This window comes from Nonomuraea sp. PA05, assembly GCF_008086045.1.
Classification (GTDB): Bacteria; Actinomycetota; Actinomycetes; order Streptosporangiales; family Streptosporangiaceae; genus Nonomuraea; species Nonomuraea monospora.
Map to the genome: position 1 here is coordinate 1 of NZ_VSEY01000042.1, position 15300 is coordinate 15300.

A 15300-nucleotide genomic window follows, 5' to 3' on the forward strand; every position below is an offset into this window, starting at 1 on the left:
TCGGCGAGTATGAGGAAGATCTCCAAGTCCCGCCGCTCCACTTCGTGAACCTCCATGTTAACGATCGTTGCCGACACTCTCATTGTTGCCGATCCGGGCGAACAGCATCGTTGAGGCATGACAAACATGACTCTTGTCCTTGGCGGAACCGGCAAGACCGGGCGGCGCGTGGTCGAGCGGTTGACCGCGATGAACGTGCCGGTCCGGATCGGCACCCGCTCGGGCGGTGTCCCCTTCGACTGGGCGGACCGCTCGACCTGGGCGCCCGCGCTCGACGGAACCCGCACCGCGTACGTCTCCTACTACCCCGACCTGGCCGTGCCCGGCGCGACCGACGACATCGCGGCCTTCACCGAGCTGGCCGGCTCACGGCGGCTGGTGCTGCTGTCGGGCCGCGGCGAGGAGGAGGCGCAGCAGTGCGAGAAGATCCTGGCCGCCTCCGCGGCCGAGTGGACCGTGGTGCGCTGCAGCTGGTTCAACCAGAACTTCAGCGAGGGCTACATGCTCGAACCCCTCCAGGAGGGACACGTCCACCTCCCGGCGGGTGAGGTGCCCGAGCCGTTCGTGGACGCCGACGACATCGCCGACGTGGCGGTCGCCGCGCTCACCCGGGACGGGCACGCGGGCGAGGTCTACGAGCTGACCGGGCCAAGGCTGCTGACGTTCGCCCAGGCCACCGCCGAGATCGCCGCGGCCGCCGGGCGCGAGATCGGCTACACGCGGATCCCGGTCGAGGCGTACGTGGAGCACGTGCCCGAGGACCTCGCCGGCTTCCTGACCTACTTGTTCACGACCGTGCTCGACGGTCGCAACGCCTCGCTCGGCGACGGGGTCCAGCGCGCTCTGGGCCGGGAACCGCGCGACTTCGCCGACTACGCCCGGGAGACCGCGGCGACCGGGATCTGGCGCGCGCGATGAGATCAGCACCACTGCTCGGGGCCACCCTGGCCGCCGCCCTGATGGCCGGGCTGTTCGCCGGGTTCGCCTACGCGGTGATGCCGGGGCTGGCCGGCGCGGGTGACGCGACGTTCGTCGAGGCGATGAACCAGATCAACGTCGCCATCGTGAATCCGCTGTTCTTGCTGGTGTTCCTGGGCGGGCCGGTGCTCGGCCTGGTGGCGCTCGTCCTGGAGCGCCGCCGGGCGGTCGCGGTCGGGTTCGCGCTGTCGGTGGTGATGCTGCTGGTCACCATGGCGGCGAACGTGCCGCTCAACGACGCGCTCGCGGCGGGCACGGTGACGCGGGCCGGGTTCGAGGGGCCGTGGGACACCTGGAACGTGGTGCGGGCGGTGGCCGGCACCGGCTCGCTGGTGGCCTTCAGCTGGGCGCTGCTGACCAGAGGAAAGCCTCAGTTGAAAGGGTGACCGCGAGCGCCCACTCGCACGACCGGCCTCGCACCGCCATCAGCACACCGAAACATTTCGAAATTAAAATTCCATGAGAATGGCGGATTGATAAATCTTCAACCCTTGAATTCGAAACGAAGGGGATGACAATGTTTCCTGGAAGATGTCAAGTTCCTTCGCCTTGAATTCCTGGAGGTTCTGTGAGATCAATCCGACGTGCGGTCAGGCTGCTGCTGGGCGTCACCGCCGGCGTGGCACTGACGCTGACCTGCACCTTACCGGCCTCGGCCGCCACGACCGGGGCCACGTGGGAACTGCGCGACCTCGGGCAGCGCATGTGCGCGCCCGGCGGCCATCCCAATACGTACTTCGTCGCGTACGTCTACGGAAAGTGGAAAGACAAGATCACCCTAGGCATCCGGAACCTGCCGCCCGGATCATACAGCAACGGCGGCGCCGTCTGGCCAGGAGAGAATTACGGCAACACCATCCTCGGATTCGTCCACGTATCCATCGCACCGGCCACGCCCGCCGTCTACGTCGCCGAACTGTGGGCCTCGGACGGAACCGTGGAGCAGACCAACCCCATCCGCATCAACATGCGGGAGGATTGCTGGTCACACGGGAACCCGGATATCTGGCCCTGACAGTCACGCCTTTCCACGCGAGGCAGGCAGCCGACCGGCCACCCGGACGGTGGACCGTCCGTCGACGGCTGAGCGTCGGTGGTACCTCTTCCTGATCGCGTCCTTGGCCGGGGTCAGGAAGAGGCTCGTGTTCGAGGTCCACGCTCACCGTCTCTCGACTCTGTGTTGCCTCTTCGGCGTAACCGCTGGCTGAGCTTTCACTCTGGCCGATGGGCAGCATCCGTCCGCGTCACAAGGCTCTCGTCGGGTGAGTGATGCCGTTGGCGGCATGCCAGGCTTTCCAGGTCTCGGGGCGGAGTCTGCCGCGGTCGGCGACCGGGAGTCCTTGTTCACGTCGCCGAAAGCCCGATTCAGCGCTTCACCGCGACTTGACGGATGGCGGCCTCGGCGGCCGGAGCGCCCACCTAAGGTGACTGTCATCCTCATGCGGACCGAGCCCTCGACGCCCCCGAATCCACAGCACTCGCGAAGGAACAACTTACTGTCGTAGGTCACAGACCATGACCACCGTCTGTCGTCGGTGAGTTCCTTCGGCGTCGGCCCGCCCCGCAGAAGAAGATCTCACCTGCCGGTCAGGTCATCCGGTGCCACCAGCACGGGGGTCGGCCAGCGTGGCCATCGTCTCGAGCAGCGTCGTGTAGACAGGTCCGGGCTCAGCGGATTCCTCCCAGCCCGGCTCCTCCCCGGCCACCGGCTCGGTTTCCGCCGCAGGAAAGAACAGCCACCACAGGTTGTGCCAGGGGTCGAGGAACCGGGCGATGCCGTACCCGCCGTAGAAGGCAGACACCGGAGTGACGACGGTCGCACCGCGTTCGACCGCTCTGCGCATCGTCTCCTCGGGGTCGGCGACGTACACCTGGGTCAGGGCCGGGGTGAACGGCCAGCCGCCCTTGCGGTCAGCGACCATGAGCAGCGAGTTGCCGATCTCGACTTCGGCGTGGATCAGCGTTCCGTCTCCGGCGTAGAAGTCAGGGGTGTGGGCTTCCCTCCGCTCGGTCGCATCGAAGACAGCGATGAGGAAGTCGATGAAGGGCGCGGCTCCGTCAACGACAACGAATCCGTTGACGGTGTTCTCGCCCTGGGGTTCGGGATCTTGCTGGGTCATCTCCATGCCGTGAGGCTAGGGATGATTGCGGTCGGTTTGCTGCCGCAATAGCGGCCCGGGGGGCGCCCTGCCGGGTCCGGCTCGTTGGCCTGAACCGCCGCCATGGTGGCCGCCACACTGGAGGAGGCGGCCGGGGGCAGCGCGGAAGGTGCCCGAGCCGGTGCTGCCAGCCGGGCATGTGGTCACGTGTCAGAGCGGCGACAGGGTGTTTCTGTCAGGGGGTGAGGGCGCTGGTGAGATGGGCGGTGATGGCGTCGACGGTCTCCAGGTCCCAGGCTAGTTCGGCGTCGACGAGCAGGCCGAAGTGGTCTTCGATGTCGACGCTGAGGGTGAGGGCGAGAATCGAGTTAAGGCCGTAGGTCTGCAGGGGGGTGGCCGGGTCGATGAGGTCGGCGGGGAGGCTGAGGTAGTCGGCGATCTGGCGGATGAGCCAGGCGCGGATTTCGGTGTCGCTGGTCACAGGATGGTCTCCCTCAGGGCGTCGTTCAGGGCGTCGTTCAGGGCGTCGGTCAGGGCGTCGGTCAGGGCGTCGGTCAGCGGTTCGGGCAGGGGGGCGCCGCGGCCGGTGCGGCGTTCGCCGAGGCGGTGCAGGCAGGCGGGAAGCCGGACGGGGTCGGCGGCCCAGTGGTCGGCGCACGCGCGCGAGGCCAGGGCCAGGAGGTGGTCCTGGGGGGCGTCCTCGCGGTCGAGGAGGTCGGGCAGCGCGCGCAGCCAGGCGCTGTAGGGCGCGTACTCGCCGTCGCGGAGGTAGCCGCGGGCTCCGAGCAGGACGCTGAGGTCGCGCATCGCCTCCCGGACGCAGCGGGCGGTCACCTGGCGGCGGGCGGCGTCCTCGATCGTGCGGGCGGTGACGGCGTCGACGATGAGCAGGTCGGTGTAGGCCCCGGCCAGCAGGGCGCGGGCGTGGGGAAGCTCGGCGACGGTCGTGCCGTACATCCGGCGGGTGCGGGCGAACCGGGCGGCGAGTGCCAGCGACTCGGCCAGGGCGGTGCGGGCCGTCACGGCAGCACCGTCAGGGGCCGGTCGGCGCGGGCCTTGGAGAGGAGGTCGTCCAGGAGGGCGCCGTCCAGTGCGGGGTCGGCGGGTGGCCGCAGGCCGAGCCTGGCCAGCGCCCGTCGCACCACCGCCAGTGGCCACTGTCCGCCGTCCCAGAGCGGCTCGGTGGGCGCCGCCGCCGTGGCCTGCCAGATCTCCAGGGCGGACGCGGCGAGGGCGCAGTGCGCCAGGCGGGCGGCGCTGTGGAAGTGCGCGGCGGCCGGATGCCGCCGCACGCCGGGCAGCCGGGCCAGTTCGTCGGACGCCTGCTCGTGGAGCAGTTGTGCGGCCTGCGCGAGCGGGCCGGGTGGCAGCCGCCGGACGGTCTCGGGCAGGCGGGCCAGCAGTGACAGTCCGTTGCGTGACAGCGGCGTCAGATCGGCGAGGCGCGGGGCGGGTGGTGGCCGGTGCAGGTCGAGGGGGGCGCGGTCGGGGCAGGGCCGGGTGAGGGTGGGGAAGTGGTTGATGATGGCCTGCAGATTGGTCACGGTGTTCCCGTCGAAGATGCCGACGATGGCGCTGTCGCGGGCGGCCTTGCGGAAATGCGGGTCTGCGGCGGCGCCGAGCGCGGCGGTCAGGGCGGAGACGGCGTCGTCGATCCAGGTCGGCACGGTGTACTTGGCGATGGCGCTGATCAGGGCGGCCTCGTCCGGCTGGGTCTGGAGCATGCGGGCGGCGGCGAGGGTGAGCGCTTGGGCGCCGAGCAGGTCGGCGTAGGCGTCGCTGAGGATCTGGCGGGCGGCGGGTCGCTGCCGGGCGGCCAGGCGCAGTGCCTGTTCGCCGGTTCCGGTGGCGAATCCGCAGCACATGGTCCGGGTGATGGTGAGAGTCTTCAGCAGGGTGGGCATCCCGCTGCCGGACGGTCCGATCCTGGCGGATTCGGGAACTTCGGCGCCGCGGAAGACGATGCCGGACAGGTCGAGCCCGCGGATTCCGTGGGTGGGCGTCCTGGGCAGATGGTCGTAGGTGGCCGGGTCGAGGGCGTGCTTGTCGACGATGATCAGGTCGAAGGCGTAGATGCCGGGCCTGGCCGAGGTGCGGGCCAGCATGATTACCATGTCGGATCGGGTGGCGTTGTTGATCGGCCATTTCTCGCCGTCCAGACGGTAGCGGCCCTGCCGGAGCGTCGCGGTCGCCTCGCCGGACAGCAGGTCGCCGCCGTGTGCGCGCTCGGAGATCCCCCAGGCGAGGGTGGTGCCCGCCAGGATGCGGTCGGCGAGCCGGGCCGCCTGCTGCTGCTCGCCGGCCAGCCAGACCGCGGCGGCGGCGCCGAAGGTGATGAAGTGGGCGGCCGCGACGGTCATGTCGGCCCGGGACACCTCGGTGTTGAAGCGGATGAGCTCCTCGTAGGAGGTGAACCGACCGCCGTGCGCCTGCGGGACGTACCACTGTGGCAGCCCCCAGCCGTCGAGGACGCGGCAGGCGGCGGCGGGGTACTCGGCGCGGTCGTCGCGGCCGAGCACCGCGGCGGGCGTGAACTCGCCGGACGCGGCCAGGTGCCGGGCCAGGCCGGTCACGCGCCCACCAGCTCACTGACCCCGGGCTGAAGTGCCTGGTGCAGGGGCCGGAGCTCCCCGCGAAGGAAGAGTTCGCGCATGTGGCGTCGCCTGACCTTTCCACTGGTGGTGCGCCGGATTGCGCCGCGGGTGAGCAGGACCAGGCTCACCGGCACCCCGAACTCCCTGCTCACCCGCCGCAGCACGCTCGCGGCGACGGCGTCGGGCGGCCCGTGGTGCAGCTCCTGTATCAGGACGACGTGCTCGGTGTCGGCCCGGCTCAGCCCGAACGCGGCGGCGGCCCCGGCGCCGGTGTGGGCCTCGTGGGCGGCGTGCTCCAGGTCCTGCGGGTAGAGGTTGCGGCCGTTGACGATGATGAGGTCGCCGTGGCGTCCCGTGACGTACAGTTCGCCGTCCAGGCGGAAGCCCAGGTCGCCGGTGCGCAGGTAGGGGCCGTCGCCGTCGGAGGTGTGGGCGTGGAAGACCTCCTCGGTGGCCGCAGGGTTGCCGTGGTAGCCGCCGGCGACGCTGCTGCCGCTGAGCCAGATCTCACCGACCCGCCCGTCCGGGAGCGGGGCGTGGCTGCGCGGGTCGACGATCCGCATCTCCAGGTCGACCGGGCTGCCGCACGACACCAGCGGTGTTCCGGTGGCCGAGGGGACGGCCCGGTGCGATTCGAGGTGTTCGGTGGCGAAGCCGCGGACGGCCGCTCCACGGCTGCAGGAGGCCAGCAGGGTCGCTTCGGCCAGCCCGTAGCAGGGGTGCCAGGCGCCCGGATCGAACCCGGTGGCGGCGAAGCGCTGGGTGAAGGCGTCCAGCGTGGCCGGGCGTATCGGCTCGGCACCGGTGATCGCCACCGACAGGCCGGACAGATCGAGGCCGGCCAGTTGCTCGTCGGTGACGCGCCGCGCGGCCCACGCGTACCCGAAGTCGGGCGCGACGGTGAGCCCGGCCCGGGAGGAGGTCAGCAGCCGCAGCCAGCGCGCGGGGCGGGTGATGAAGGCGGCAGGCGAGCAGAACGTGAGGTCCGCCCCGAGGTAGAGGGCGGACAGGTGCAGCCCGACCAGCCCCATGTCGTGGTGGTGCGGCAGCCACCCGACCATGCCTCGCCGGGCGGCGGGGCCGAAGAGCCGATCCAGCGTCGCCAGGTTGTGGTGCAGGGCGTCGTGGGTGACGGCGACGCCGCGCGGCTCGCTGGTGGAGCCGGAGGTGTACTGCAGGTAGGCGGTCTCGCCGGGGGCAGGAGGCGTCCAGCGGCCGAGGCCCGGGTCGGGCCCGCTGGGGACGGAGCCCGGCCCGAGAACCGCGGCGGCGCTCGCGTCGCGGCGGATCCGGTCCAGCCGGGCCTCGGCGAGGCGGGCCCCGGCGGGGTCGGGGACCGGGATGGCGAGGACTCCGGCGTACAGGCAGCCGAGGAAGGCGGCGGTGAACTCCGTGCCGGGCGGGTAGGCGAGCAGCACCGCACGGCCGGGCAGCCCCTGCTCGGTGAACCATCTTGCGGCTGCTCTGGCCTGGGCGGCGAGTTCGGCGTGGGTGATCCGGGCCGCGGGCCCGGTGTCGGGCTGGAAGGTGAAGGTCGCGGTCGCGCTGATCCGCTCGTGGAGGATCATGGCCGGGGCAGCCCGTGCCGGACGTACCAGGACACGAGCCGGTCCAGGACGGCGGCGTCCACGTCGGGCGGTTCCGGGCCGATCAGGCGGTCCAGGTTGCCGCGCGGGAACTCGTAGTGGTGGGCCATGTAGGACGTGAGGTATTTGCCACGCATGTTCAACACCGCCTCGAAACGGGTGTACGGACGGTCGGCGATCTCCTCGGGATCGACGGCGACCAGTTCGATGGGCAGATGCTTGTTGATCGTCTCCAGCAGCGCGCCGATGCTGACCGGGGCGGCGTCCACGACGTGGAAGACAGCCGGATCGGGATGGTCGGCGATGCGCATCAGTCGCGGCACGCACCGGTCGATCGGGCTGAGGTGCAGGTTGGCCTTCGGGTGGCAGGGGATGCGGGCGCGCCGGCCGGGGTCGCGGCGGGCGAAGAACCCGACGGTGCGCAGGAAGTCGTACAGGCCGAGGTCCGTGAGCGTCCGGCCGGTACCCGAATGGCCGCACATGGAGGCGAGCCGGGCCACGATCGCGGAGCGGCCGAGCGCGTGCTCGGCGGCTCGCTTGGAGTACTCGTAGTCGTTGCGGTAGGCGGCCGGCTCGCGGGTCGCCGGCCAGTCTTCGGGGACGTCCCGGGTGTCGGAGCCGCACTGGTAGGCGGTGCTGAGGTAGACGAAGCGGGAGCCCGGCCTGGCGTGCCGCTGGAAGGCTGCCATGGCGTGCGCGGCGCCGGTGGTGTTGACGCGGAACAGCTCCGCGCGGCGCCGTGGGAAGTAGCTGATGAGCGCGGCGGTGTGCCAGAACACGCACGGCTCGGCGAAGACCGCGGCCGGGTCGGCCAGGCCGAGGCCGGAGTCGGCGAGGGAGAAGGGCAGGAGCGACGGTTCGGGCCCGGCGGCCAGGCCCAGGCAGTCGCGGGCGTCGGCGAGCCTGCGACGGGTCGTCTCCGGCGCGGCCCTGGCCAGGCCTATCACGCGTTCCCCCCGGTCGATCAGGGCCGCGATCAGGTGCGCGGCGATGAAACCGTTGGCGCCGGTCACTACGTGAGTGCTCATCGTTACTCCCTTCACGAACAAGCTAACAGAGAGTAACGTTTAACTACAGTGAGTAGTCAAACAGCAAAGGGAGGGTCATGCTCAACGCCTTGCAGGAGCGCAAACTGGGGCACCTGTTCACCCTGCTCGACACCGACGACGACGGCGTGCTCGACAGCACCGACTTCACCGCCATCGCCGACCGGCTGGCCACCAGCTTCGGGTTCGCGCCCGACTCCGCGCAGGCCGCCCGCCTGCGCGCCTGCTACGGCCACCTGTGGCAGGGGGTCATGAAGCCCGTCGACTCGGACGGCGACGACCGGGTGAGCCCGGCCGAGTACGCCAGCGGGTTCGGCGCCCACGTCGCCCTGCCGGAGGACGGCTACCTGCGGCACCTCAGCGCCGTCGCCGACGCCTTCTTCGACATCCTCGACGGCGACTCCGACGGCCGGATCGGCGAGACCGAGTACGTCCGGGCGGCCACCAACGCCTTCCGGATGGACGAGGCCGCCGCCCAGGCCGCGTTCCGGCGGCTCGACGCGAACGGCAACGGCTGGCTGAGCCGCGAGGAACTGCACACCGCGACCGAGCAGTACTTCCGCAGCCCCGACCAGACGGCACCGGGCAACTGGATGTTCGGCCCGCTGTGAGACCAGGCGCCGGGCCGGGTCCCGCGCTCGTCGTGGAACCCGGTCCGGCGGCCTCCGCTGAGCGCGACGAAGCGGTGGGCGCACGCAGCCCGACCCGACCGCGGTATCGGACAGTCAAGCCCTTCTCTAAGCTGAAGCCGGACCGCCATTTCGAGTCGACCTGGCCAGCCATCGGGTCCACCGCAGGACCATCCTCGGTGGAAGGCTCGGGCGTTTCCCGGGGGCATTCCTCCCGCACCTGCGGCTGATATCCAGTTGGCAGCAGCCAACGTCGTCGTAATACTGCCGGGATGTTCACCGATGCTGACGCTGCTGCCCTGTATGACCTGCTCAACCCGTGGGACCCCACTCGCCATCCCAGCGACGCGTTCTTCAACGAACTGGTGATGGCTGCGGACGCGGTGCTGGATGTGGGATGCGGCACTGGCAGCATGCTGCACCAGGCGCGAGAACTCGGTCATCGCGGGCGACTTGTCGGGCTCGATCCGGATCTGGCTGCGCTCGATCGGGCTCGGCGACGTACTGACATCGAGTGGGTTGCCGGTGTTGCGGCGGACGCGGCCTGGGATCGCGAGTTCGACTTGGCGACCATGGCCAGCAACGCTTTCCAGTGCTTGGTCAGCGATGAGGAACTGTCCACCTCGCTGGCTGCGATTCGCAGGGCGCTTCGTGACGGTGGCCGGTTCGTGTTCGACACGCGTAACCCCAGGGTGCACGCGTGGGAAGAGTGGAATCCGTCGAACGCCACCGAGGTCGTGGACGGAGCCGGCCGTACGCTTCGCGTGGCTCACCATGTCGAGTCGTTGGTCGGCGGTGTGGTGACGTTCACCGAGACGACCAGCGCCGATGATGGCGCCGTCTTGCGAGTCGATCGTGCGAGTCTGCGATTCCTGGACGTGCCCACGCTGGGGATGTTCCTGAACGAGGCCGGCTTCGAAGTCGAGGCGCACTATGGTGGCTGGCGCCACGAGCCGGTCTCTGATGCCAGTCGCTCGATTGTCACGATCGCACGGCGAGTCTAGCCGCGTCCCGCACGTCATCGGCCTGCACTCGATCCAGGTGTTCGCGCTCACGGTGCTGCGCCCTCGCAGCCCGGATCGGGCTCTTGCGCCATGAACGCGTACGCGCCCAGCTCACCGGGGTCACCATCACCGCCTGGCAGGCCCTGCGCGGCCAGTCGCTGATCCACCCCGACACGGCCACCTGGACCGCGCTCGCGGCGCCGATGGCCCGGCCCATCGCAAGAAGCTCGCGTACGGCGATATGGTGCGTCTCCGTGAGCGTTTCCCGGACCGATCCCGCGCAGGAGAGTGGCAGTGATCTGCATCTGGAGCTCACCGGGAGCGGCGGAGCACGCGTACGCCTGATGCGGGCACTGCGCGAGGCCATCCACTCGGGGCGGCTGGCGCCCGGTACCCGGTTGCCGCCGTACCGCGCTCTCGCGCTCGACCTGGGCATCGCCCGCAACACCGTCGCCGCCGCGTACGCCGAGCTGGTCGAGGAGGGCTGGCTCACCGCGCGTCAGGGTTCCGGCACCCAGGTCGCGCACCGTGCCACGCCGGTGGGGCCGGATCTGCGCCGCGCGCCCGTACGCCCGTCCCGCCCGCGGATCGTGCACGATCTGGCGCCCAGCTCTCCTGACGCGGCCGCCTTCCCGCGCTCGTCCTGGGCCGCCTCGGCCCGGCGGGCGCTGGCCGCCGCGCCCAGCGACGCCTTCGGCGTCGGCGATCCCCGAGGCCGTCCGGAGCTGCGCCAGGCGCTGGCGGACTACCTGGCGCGCACCAGAGGCGTGCGCACCAGGGCGGACCGCATCGTGATCTGCTCGGGGTACGCGCACGGGCTGCGGCTGATGTGCGAGGTGTTGCGCGGGCCGGTCGCCGTCGAGGCGTACGGGCTCGGCTTCCACCGCTCACTCCTGACCGAGGCCGGCCTGACGACCGTGCCGCTCACCGTGGACGCCCACGGCGCGCGCGTGGAGGAGCTCCCGGCCACCGGCGCGCGGGCCGTCCTGCTCACGCCCGCCCACCAGTACCCCACCGGGGGAGCCCTGCACCCCCGGCGTCGCGCGGCGGTCATCGACTGGGCCCGCGCCACCGGCGGCCTGGTGCTGGAGGACGACTACGACGGCGAGTTCCGCTACGACCGCGAACCGGTCGGCGCCGTGCAGGGCCTCGACCCGGACCACGTCGTCTACTTCGGCTCCACCAGCAAGAGCCTGTCACCGGCGCTGCGGCTCGGCTGGATGGCGCTGCCCGGCCGGCTGGTGGACGACGTCCTCGCGGCCAAGGGCCCGCGCGAGTTCTGGTCGGGCGTCACCGACCAGCTGACCCTGGCCGACTTCATCGTCTGCGGCGCCTACGACCGCCAGCTCCGCCACATGCGCAAGATCTACCGGCACCGCCGCGACCTGCTCACGGCCACCCTCGCCCGGCAGGCCCCGCACATCACCGTCAGCGGCATCGCCGCCGGCCTGCACGCCGTGCTCGACCTGCCCCCGGGCACCGAGCAGGCCACCCTCCGCGCCGCCCGCCGCCTCGGCCTCGCCCTGGACGGCCTGGGCCCCTACCGGCATCCCGGCAGCACGATGCCGCCCCGTGACGGCCTGGTCATCGGGTACGGCACACCGCCCGAGCACGCCGTCCCGGCCGCGCTGGAAGCCCTCTGCCTCGCCCTGCCCGACGGAAATTGACCCAAGAAATGCTCGCTCTAATGCACCACACCATGGGCCGATCGCGTCCCTAGCGTGGTGGTCATGACGAACATCGCCATTGCCGAACGAATGAACCTCTCGCGTGTCGCCCCCAGGGTCTTCAAGGCCGTGCTGGCCCTGGACGCCGTGGCCCGCGAAGGGCTGGACCCGGTGCTGGTCGAGCTGGTGCAGATCCGCGCCTCGCAGATCAACCGGTGCGCGTACTGCATCGACTACCACACCGGCGACGCCCGCCGGGCGGGCGAGAGCGAGGCGCGCATCTACCAGCTCAGCGCCTGGCAGGAGTCCAGCCTCTACACCGCGGAGGAGCGCGCGGCCCTGGCGCTGACCGAGGCGGTGACGCTGCTGCCGCAAGGGGTGGAGGACGAGGTGTACGAAGAGGCCGCCCGGCACTTCGACGACAAGCAACTGGCCCAGCTGATCGCGCTGATCTTCACGGTCAACGCCTGGAACCGGATGAACGTGACCACGCGCAAGACCCCCGGCACCGAGTAGCCGCGCCCTTTCCCCTTCCGGCGGGTGGCGGCCGTCCCTTCGCGGCTGCCGTCCGCGCCTTGACCACGCCCGGAAAGGCCGACACTTGTGACCTCCATCGACGTGCGACCTGCGCCTCGCGACACGGTGCGCGGCTGGCTCGCCATCCTCGCCGTGACGCTGGGCATCTTCGCCCTGATGACCTCCGAGCTGCTGCCCGTCGGGCTGCTCACCCCCATCGGCGCCGCCCTCGACCTGTCCGAGGGCACCACGGCGCTCATGGTCACCGTGCCCGGACTGGTCGCCGCCGTCGCGGCGCCGCTGGTCACCGTGGCCACCGCCAGGATCGATCGCCGCCTGGTGCTGGCCCTGCTGATCGGCATCGTGGGCGCGGCCAACCTCGCCTCCGCCTTCGCCACCAGCTTCGCCGTCGTCCTGCTCGCCCGCTTCCTGATCGGCGTCAGCGTCGGCGGCTTCTGGTCCCTGGCCGGCGGCATCGCCCTGCGCCTGGTGCCGGAACGCTACGTCACCCGCGCCACCGCGGTCGTCTTCGGCGGCGTCGAGACCGCCTCCGTGCTCGGCGTGCCCGCCGGCACCCTGGTCGGCGACCTGGCCGGCTGGCGCACCGCGTTCGGCGCCGTCGGCGTGCTCGGCCTGATCTCGCTGGCCTGCATGGTCGTCGTCATGCCGAAGGTGCCCCCGGAGCGCACGATGACCTTCGCGGACCTGCCGCGGGTGCTGCGCGCCCACCAAGCGGTACGCGTCGGCATCGCCATGACCTTCCTGGCCATCACCGGGCACTTCACCGCCTACACCTTCGTCCGGCCCGTGCTCCAGGACGACGGCGTCGCCGACGGCCTGATCAGTGTGCTGCTGCTGGTCTTCGGCGTGGCCGGCATCTGCGGCAACTTCCTCGCCGGCGCCCTGATCACCAACCGCCTGTGGCAGACCGTGTGCGGCATCGGCCTCCTGCTCGCCGCCGCCATGGCCGCCCTCGCGATCGGCGAGCACGACGTCCTCTCGGCGGCCGTGGTCCTCGTCGTCTGGGGCCTCGGTTACGGCGCCGTCCCGGTCACCTTCCAGACCTGGATCCTCAACGCCGCGCCTGCCGCGACCGAGGCCGCGTCCTCCCTGTACGTGTCGATGTTCAACCTGTCCATCGCGCTCGGCGCCCTGGCCGGCGGCCTGGCGGTCGACCTCGCCGGGACGGCGAGCGTGCTGTGGATCGGCGCCGCCCTGGCCGTCCTGGTGCTGCCCCTCGTCGGCGCCACCCGCCGCAGGACCTGACGCCCCCGCTCAGCGTTCGCCGCGCAGAGCGGGGATGATCCGGTGTCCGCTCTGATAGACGAGATTGTGCAGGTCGGCGGTGGCGATGGCGCGCAGCGTGGGCAGCTCGGCGGCGGCCTGCTCAGGGGTGAAGACGTTCAGCGGCCATTGGCCGACGGTGCCGCCCTGCAGGTGCGGGTGGTGGAAACCGGCTCCGTAGAAGGCACGCAGCCGTACGGGGGAGAGGCCGGTGTCACGTTGCGCGGGCCAGGACAACTCCCAGAGCGCGTCCAGGCCGCGTTCCAGGGTGCGGCGCACGCCGGTGGCGCTGGTCAGGCCGGCGTCGAGCAGCAGATGGGTGTTGATCTCGGCCAGGGCCTGCCGGGCGTAGGGGTCGAGGAGCGGCACCGTACGCAGGAACAGCAGCTCCTTGTCCTCGCGGGTGTGCGCGGAGACCGCCGGCGGGTGGCCGTGGGTGCCGTCGCGCAGGTCGGCGAAGTGCCGCAGCAGCGCGGCCAGATGCGGCGGGGGCGTACTGGAAGGGGTCATGGGACTCCTGCCCGTCGGGCCGTCCCGTCCGGGACGAACGTGCCCGGACGGGACGGCTGGGTCGTGGCTTGCTCAGCTCAGGTCGTCGAGTTCGAACGCGTCGGCCATGGCGCGGTAGCCGGCCGCGTTGGGGTGCTTGTGGTCCCCGCTGTCGAACGCGGAGCGCAGCCGTTCGGGGTTCTGCGGGTCGGCGACGGCCTTGTTGAAGTCGACGACCGCGTCGTACTCGCCGGACGTGCGGATCCACTGGTTCAGCCGGTGGATCTTGTCGGCCGACTCGGCGGTGTGGTACTCGGCGCCCTCCATCGGCAGCAGCGTCCCGCCGATCACCTCGATGCCCTGGGCGTGCGCGCGCTTGATGATGGCGCGGTGCCCCGCGATCAGCTCGGCGACACTGCGGTCGGGGTTGGGCTTGAACGTCGGGAGGTCCACCTCGCTGAAGCCGATGTCATTCAGCCCCGCCAGCACGATCAGCGTGCCCACCCGCGGGTTGTCCAGGACGTCCCGGTCCAGGCGGGTGCCGACCTTCTCGCCGTACCAGGCCGAGTCCGACAGGACCATCCCGCCGCCGATCCCGGCGTTGAGCACCGGCCGGGACAGGCCCGCGGCGCTCAGCCGGGCGGCGAGCTGGTCGGGGTAACGGGTGTTGGCGTCGTTGCCGGACCCGAACCCGTCGGTGATCGAGTCGCCGATGGCCACCACCGTGTCACGGCGTACCGGGGCGCCGCTCACCTCGACGCCGGACAGGTAGTACCAGGAATGCGTGCTCTCGCCCTGCTCGAACGCGGCTCCACCGGTGTCGGCCCGCCGGTCGCCGGAGGCGCGGTAGGAGGTGGCGTACCCCTGCAGGTGGGTGGTCGCCGGTCCGGTCGTCTCAGGCAGGTAGAGGGTGACGGTCAGCGACTCCAGCGGCTTGACCCGCAGGCCGGCCAGGTCGCTCACCACCTCGCCGCCCGCCGGGACGACCACTGACCGCGCGCCGCCGCCGAACGTCAGGTGGCGCAGCGTGCCGGGGCTCACCGCGGCTCCCTGGCCGGCTCGCGCGATCGTCGCACCGGCCACCTTCAGCGGTGAGCCGCCGTACTGGTTGGACAGCCGGATCCGCACCTGCGACCCGGCGGCCGTGACGCGCACCACCTGGCGGACGCTCTGGTCGGAGAACCCGGTCTCCGACCAGTTGGGCTCGAAACCGGCGCTCGGTCGCTGCATCGCCGCCGACCAGGCCTCCGTCACCGCGGGCTGCCCGCGGTCCTGCGTGGTCGCGACGGCCGCTCCCGAGGTCGCGAGGACCAGCGCCACGGCCGGCACGAGCATGGTCAGCGGACGTCTCATCGATGACATGGGGATTCCTTCACTCGCTGCTGGATCAACAGCCCGATCCGCCGTC

16 protein-coding genes are annotated in these 15300 nt (G+C 71.2%); 8 read left to right on the top strand and 8 right to left on the bottom strand.

The features are described 5' to 3' along the window. The first annotated feature begins 126 nt into the window (after positions 1-126). The 3 genes from FXF51_RS46490 to FXF51_RS46500 all read left to right on the top strand — a co-directional run bounded on the left by FXF51_RS46490 (position 127) and on the right by FXF51_RS46500 (position 1993). Positions 127-918, top strand: a complete 792-nt coding sequence (locus FXF51_RS46490; protein WP_316247672.1) for an NmrA family transcriptional regulator — start codon at positions 127-129, stop codon at positions 916-918. After that, complete coding sequence (locus FXF51_RS46495; protein WP_148441231.1) at positions 915-1364, top strand: DUF1772 domain-containing protein; 450 nt, start codon at positions 915-917, stop codon at positions 1362-1364. The genes FXF51_RS46490 and FXF51_RS46495 overlap by 4 nt, the downstream gene beginning before the upstream one ends. A 182-nt stretch (positions 1365-1546) precedes the next feature. Beyond that, entirely contained in the window at positions 1547-1993 is a 447-nt protein-coding gene (locus FXF51_RS46500; RefSeq protein ID WP_148441232.1) for a DUF5980 family protein, read from the top strand. Between the two features lie 577 nt (positions 1994-2570). On the opposite strand, the gene FXF51_RS46505 is transcribed toward FXF51_RS46500, so the two are convergent. The 6 genes from FXF51_RS46505 to FXF51_RS46530 form a co-directional block, all read right to left on the bottom strand. After that, positions 2571-3104 (bottom strand): VOC family protein, encoded by a 534-nt coding sequence (locus FXF51_RS46505; protein ID WP_148441233.1) that lies wholly within the window; start codon positions 3102-3104, stop codon positions 2571-2573. 208 nt (positions 3105-3312) lie between these two features. After that, a complete protein-coding gene (locus tag FXF51_RS46510) occupies positions 3313-3558 on the bottom strand; it encodes an acyl carrier protein (RefSeq protein ID WP_148441234.1) in 246 nt (81 codons plus the stop codon). After that, positions 3555-4100, bottom strand: coding sequence for a hypothetical protein (locus tag FXF51_RS46515; RefSeq protein ID WP_148441235.1), 546 nt, complete (start codon positions 4098-4100; stop codon positions 3555-3557). Before FXF51_RS46515 ends, FXF51_RS46510 begins: the two co-directional genes overlap by 4 nt. Further along, positions 4097-5650, bottom strand: coding sequence for an acyl-CoA dehydrogenase family protein (locus FXF51_RS46520; RefSeq protein ID WP_148441236.1), 1554 nt, complete (start codon positions 5648-5650; stop codon positions 4097-4099). Before FXF51_RS46520 ends, FXF51_RS46515 begins: the two co-directional genes overlap by 4 nt. Next, positions 5647-7239, bottom strand: a complete 1593-nt coding sequence (locus FXF51_RS46525) for a fatty acyl-AMP ligase (RefSeq protein ID WP_148441237.1) — start codon at positions 7237-7239, stop codon at positions 5647-5649. The genes FXF51_RS46520 and FXF51_RS46525 overlap by 4 nt, the downstream gene beginning before the upstream one ends. Beyond that, the gene (locus FXF51_RS46530) at positions 7236-8285 is read right to left on the bottom strand and encodes an SDR family oxidoreductase (protein ID WP_148441238.1); all 1050 of its coding nucleotides are present in this window, start codon (positions 8283-8285) and stop codon (positions 7236-7238) included. Before FXF51_RS46530 ends, FXF51_RS46525 begins: the two co-directional genes overlap by 4 nt. A 77-nt stretch (positions 8286-8362) precedes the next feature. Here FXF51_RS46530 and FXF51_RS46535 point away from each other — a divergent pair, with 77 nt between their 5' ends. The 5 genes from FXF51_RS46535 (at position 8363) to FXF51_RS46555 (ending at position 13385) form a co-directional block, all read left to right on the top strand. After that, on the top strand, positions 8363-8914 hold the full coding sequence (locus FXF51_RS46535) for an EF-hand domain-containing protein (protein WP_148441322.1): 552 nt from the start codon (positions 8363-8365) through the stop codon (positions 8912-8914). Between the two features lie 290 nt (positions 8915-9204). Continuing rightward, positions 9205-9936 carry a class I SAM-dependent methyltransferase gene (locus FXF51_RS46540; protein ID WP_148441239.1) on the top strand — a complete coding sequence of 244 codons (732 nt, stop codon included), beginning with the start codon at positions 9205-9207 and terminating at the stop codon, positions 9934-9936. Positions 9937-10019: 83 nt separating this feature from the next. Beyond that, positions 10020-11603 carry a PLP-dependent aminotransferase family protein gene (locus FXF51_RS46545; RefSeq protein ID WP_262380288.1) on the top strand — a complete coding sequence of 528 codons (1584 nt, stop codon included), beginning with the start codon at positions 10020-10022 and terminating at the stop codon, positions 11601-11603. A gap of 63 nt (positions 11604-11666) precedes the next feature. After that, a complete protein-coding gene (locus FXF51_RS46550; protein WP_222871779.1) occupies positions 11667-12119 on the top strand; it encodes a carboxymuconolactone decarboxylase family protein in 453 nt (150 codons plus the stop codon). A gap of 102 nt (positions 12120-12221) precedes the next feature. Then, positions 12222-13385: an MFS transporter gene (locus FXF51_RS46555; protein WP_262380289.1), complete on the top strand. Its 1164-nt coding sequence runs from the start codon at positions 12222-12224 to the stop codon at positions 13383-13385. 9 nt (positions 13386-13394) lie between these two features. Here the strand turns inward: FXF51_RS46555 and FXF51_RS46560 are convergent, their stop codons facing one another. Both FXF51_RS46560 and FXF51_RS46565 read right to left on the bottom strand, forming a co-directional pair. Beyond that, entirely contained in the window at positions 13395-13913 is a 519-nt protein-coding gene (locus FXF51_RS46560) for a hypothetical protein (RefSeq protein ID WP_148441240.1), read from the bottom strand. Between the two features lie 72 nt (positions 13914-13985). Beyond that, positions 13986-15254 carry an SGNH/GDSL hydrolase family protein gene (locus FXF51_RS46565; protein ID WP_148441241.1) on the bottom strand — a complete coding sequence of 423 codons (1269 nt, stop codon included), beginning with the start codon at positions 15252-15254 and terminating at the stop codon, positions 13986-13988. Between the last annotated feature and the right edge of the window lie 46 nt (positions 15255-15300).

Coding starts and splice junctions, on each gene's coding strand:
- FXF51_RS46490 (WP_316247672.1), top strand. CDS start 127: ATGACTCTTGTCCTTGGCGGAACCGGCAAGACCGGGCGGCGCGTGGTC.
- FXF51_RS46495 (WP_148441231.1), top strand. CDS start 915: ATGAGATCAGCACCACTGCTCGGGGCCACCCTGGCCGCCGCCCTGATG.
- FXF51_RS46505 (WP_148441233.1), bottom strand. CDS start 3,104: ATGGAGATGACCCAGCAAGATCCCGAACCCCAGGGCGAGAACACCGTC.
- FXF51_RS46525 (WP_148441237.1), bottom strand. CDS start 7,239: ATGATCCTCCACGAGCGGATCAGCGCGACCGCGACCTTCACCTTCCAG.
- FXF51_RS46530 (WP_148441238.1), bottom strand. CDS start 8,285: ATGAGCACTCACGTAGTGACCGGCGCCAACGGTTTCATCGCCGCGCAC.
- FXF51_RS46535 (WP_148441322.1), top strand. CDS start 8,363: ATGCTCAACGCCTTGCAGGAGCGCAAACTGGGGCACCTGTTCACCCTG.
- FXF51_RS46540 (WP_148441239.1), top strand. CDS start 9,205: ATGTTCACCGATGCTGACGCTGCTGCCCTGTATGACCTGCTCAACCCG.
- FXF51_RS46550 (WP_222871779.1), top strand. CDS start 11,667: ATGACGAACATCGCCATTGCCGAACGAATGAACCTCTCGCGTGTCGCC.
- FXF51_RS46560 (WP_148441240.1), bottom strand. CDS start 13,913: ATGACCCCTTCCAGTACGCCCCCGCCGCATCTGGCCGCGCTGCTGCGG.
- FXF51_RS46565 (WP_148441241.1), bottom strand. CDS start 15,254: ATGTCATCGATGAGACGTCCGCTGACCATGCTCGTGCCGGCCGTGGCG.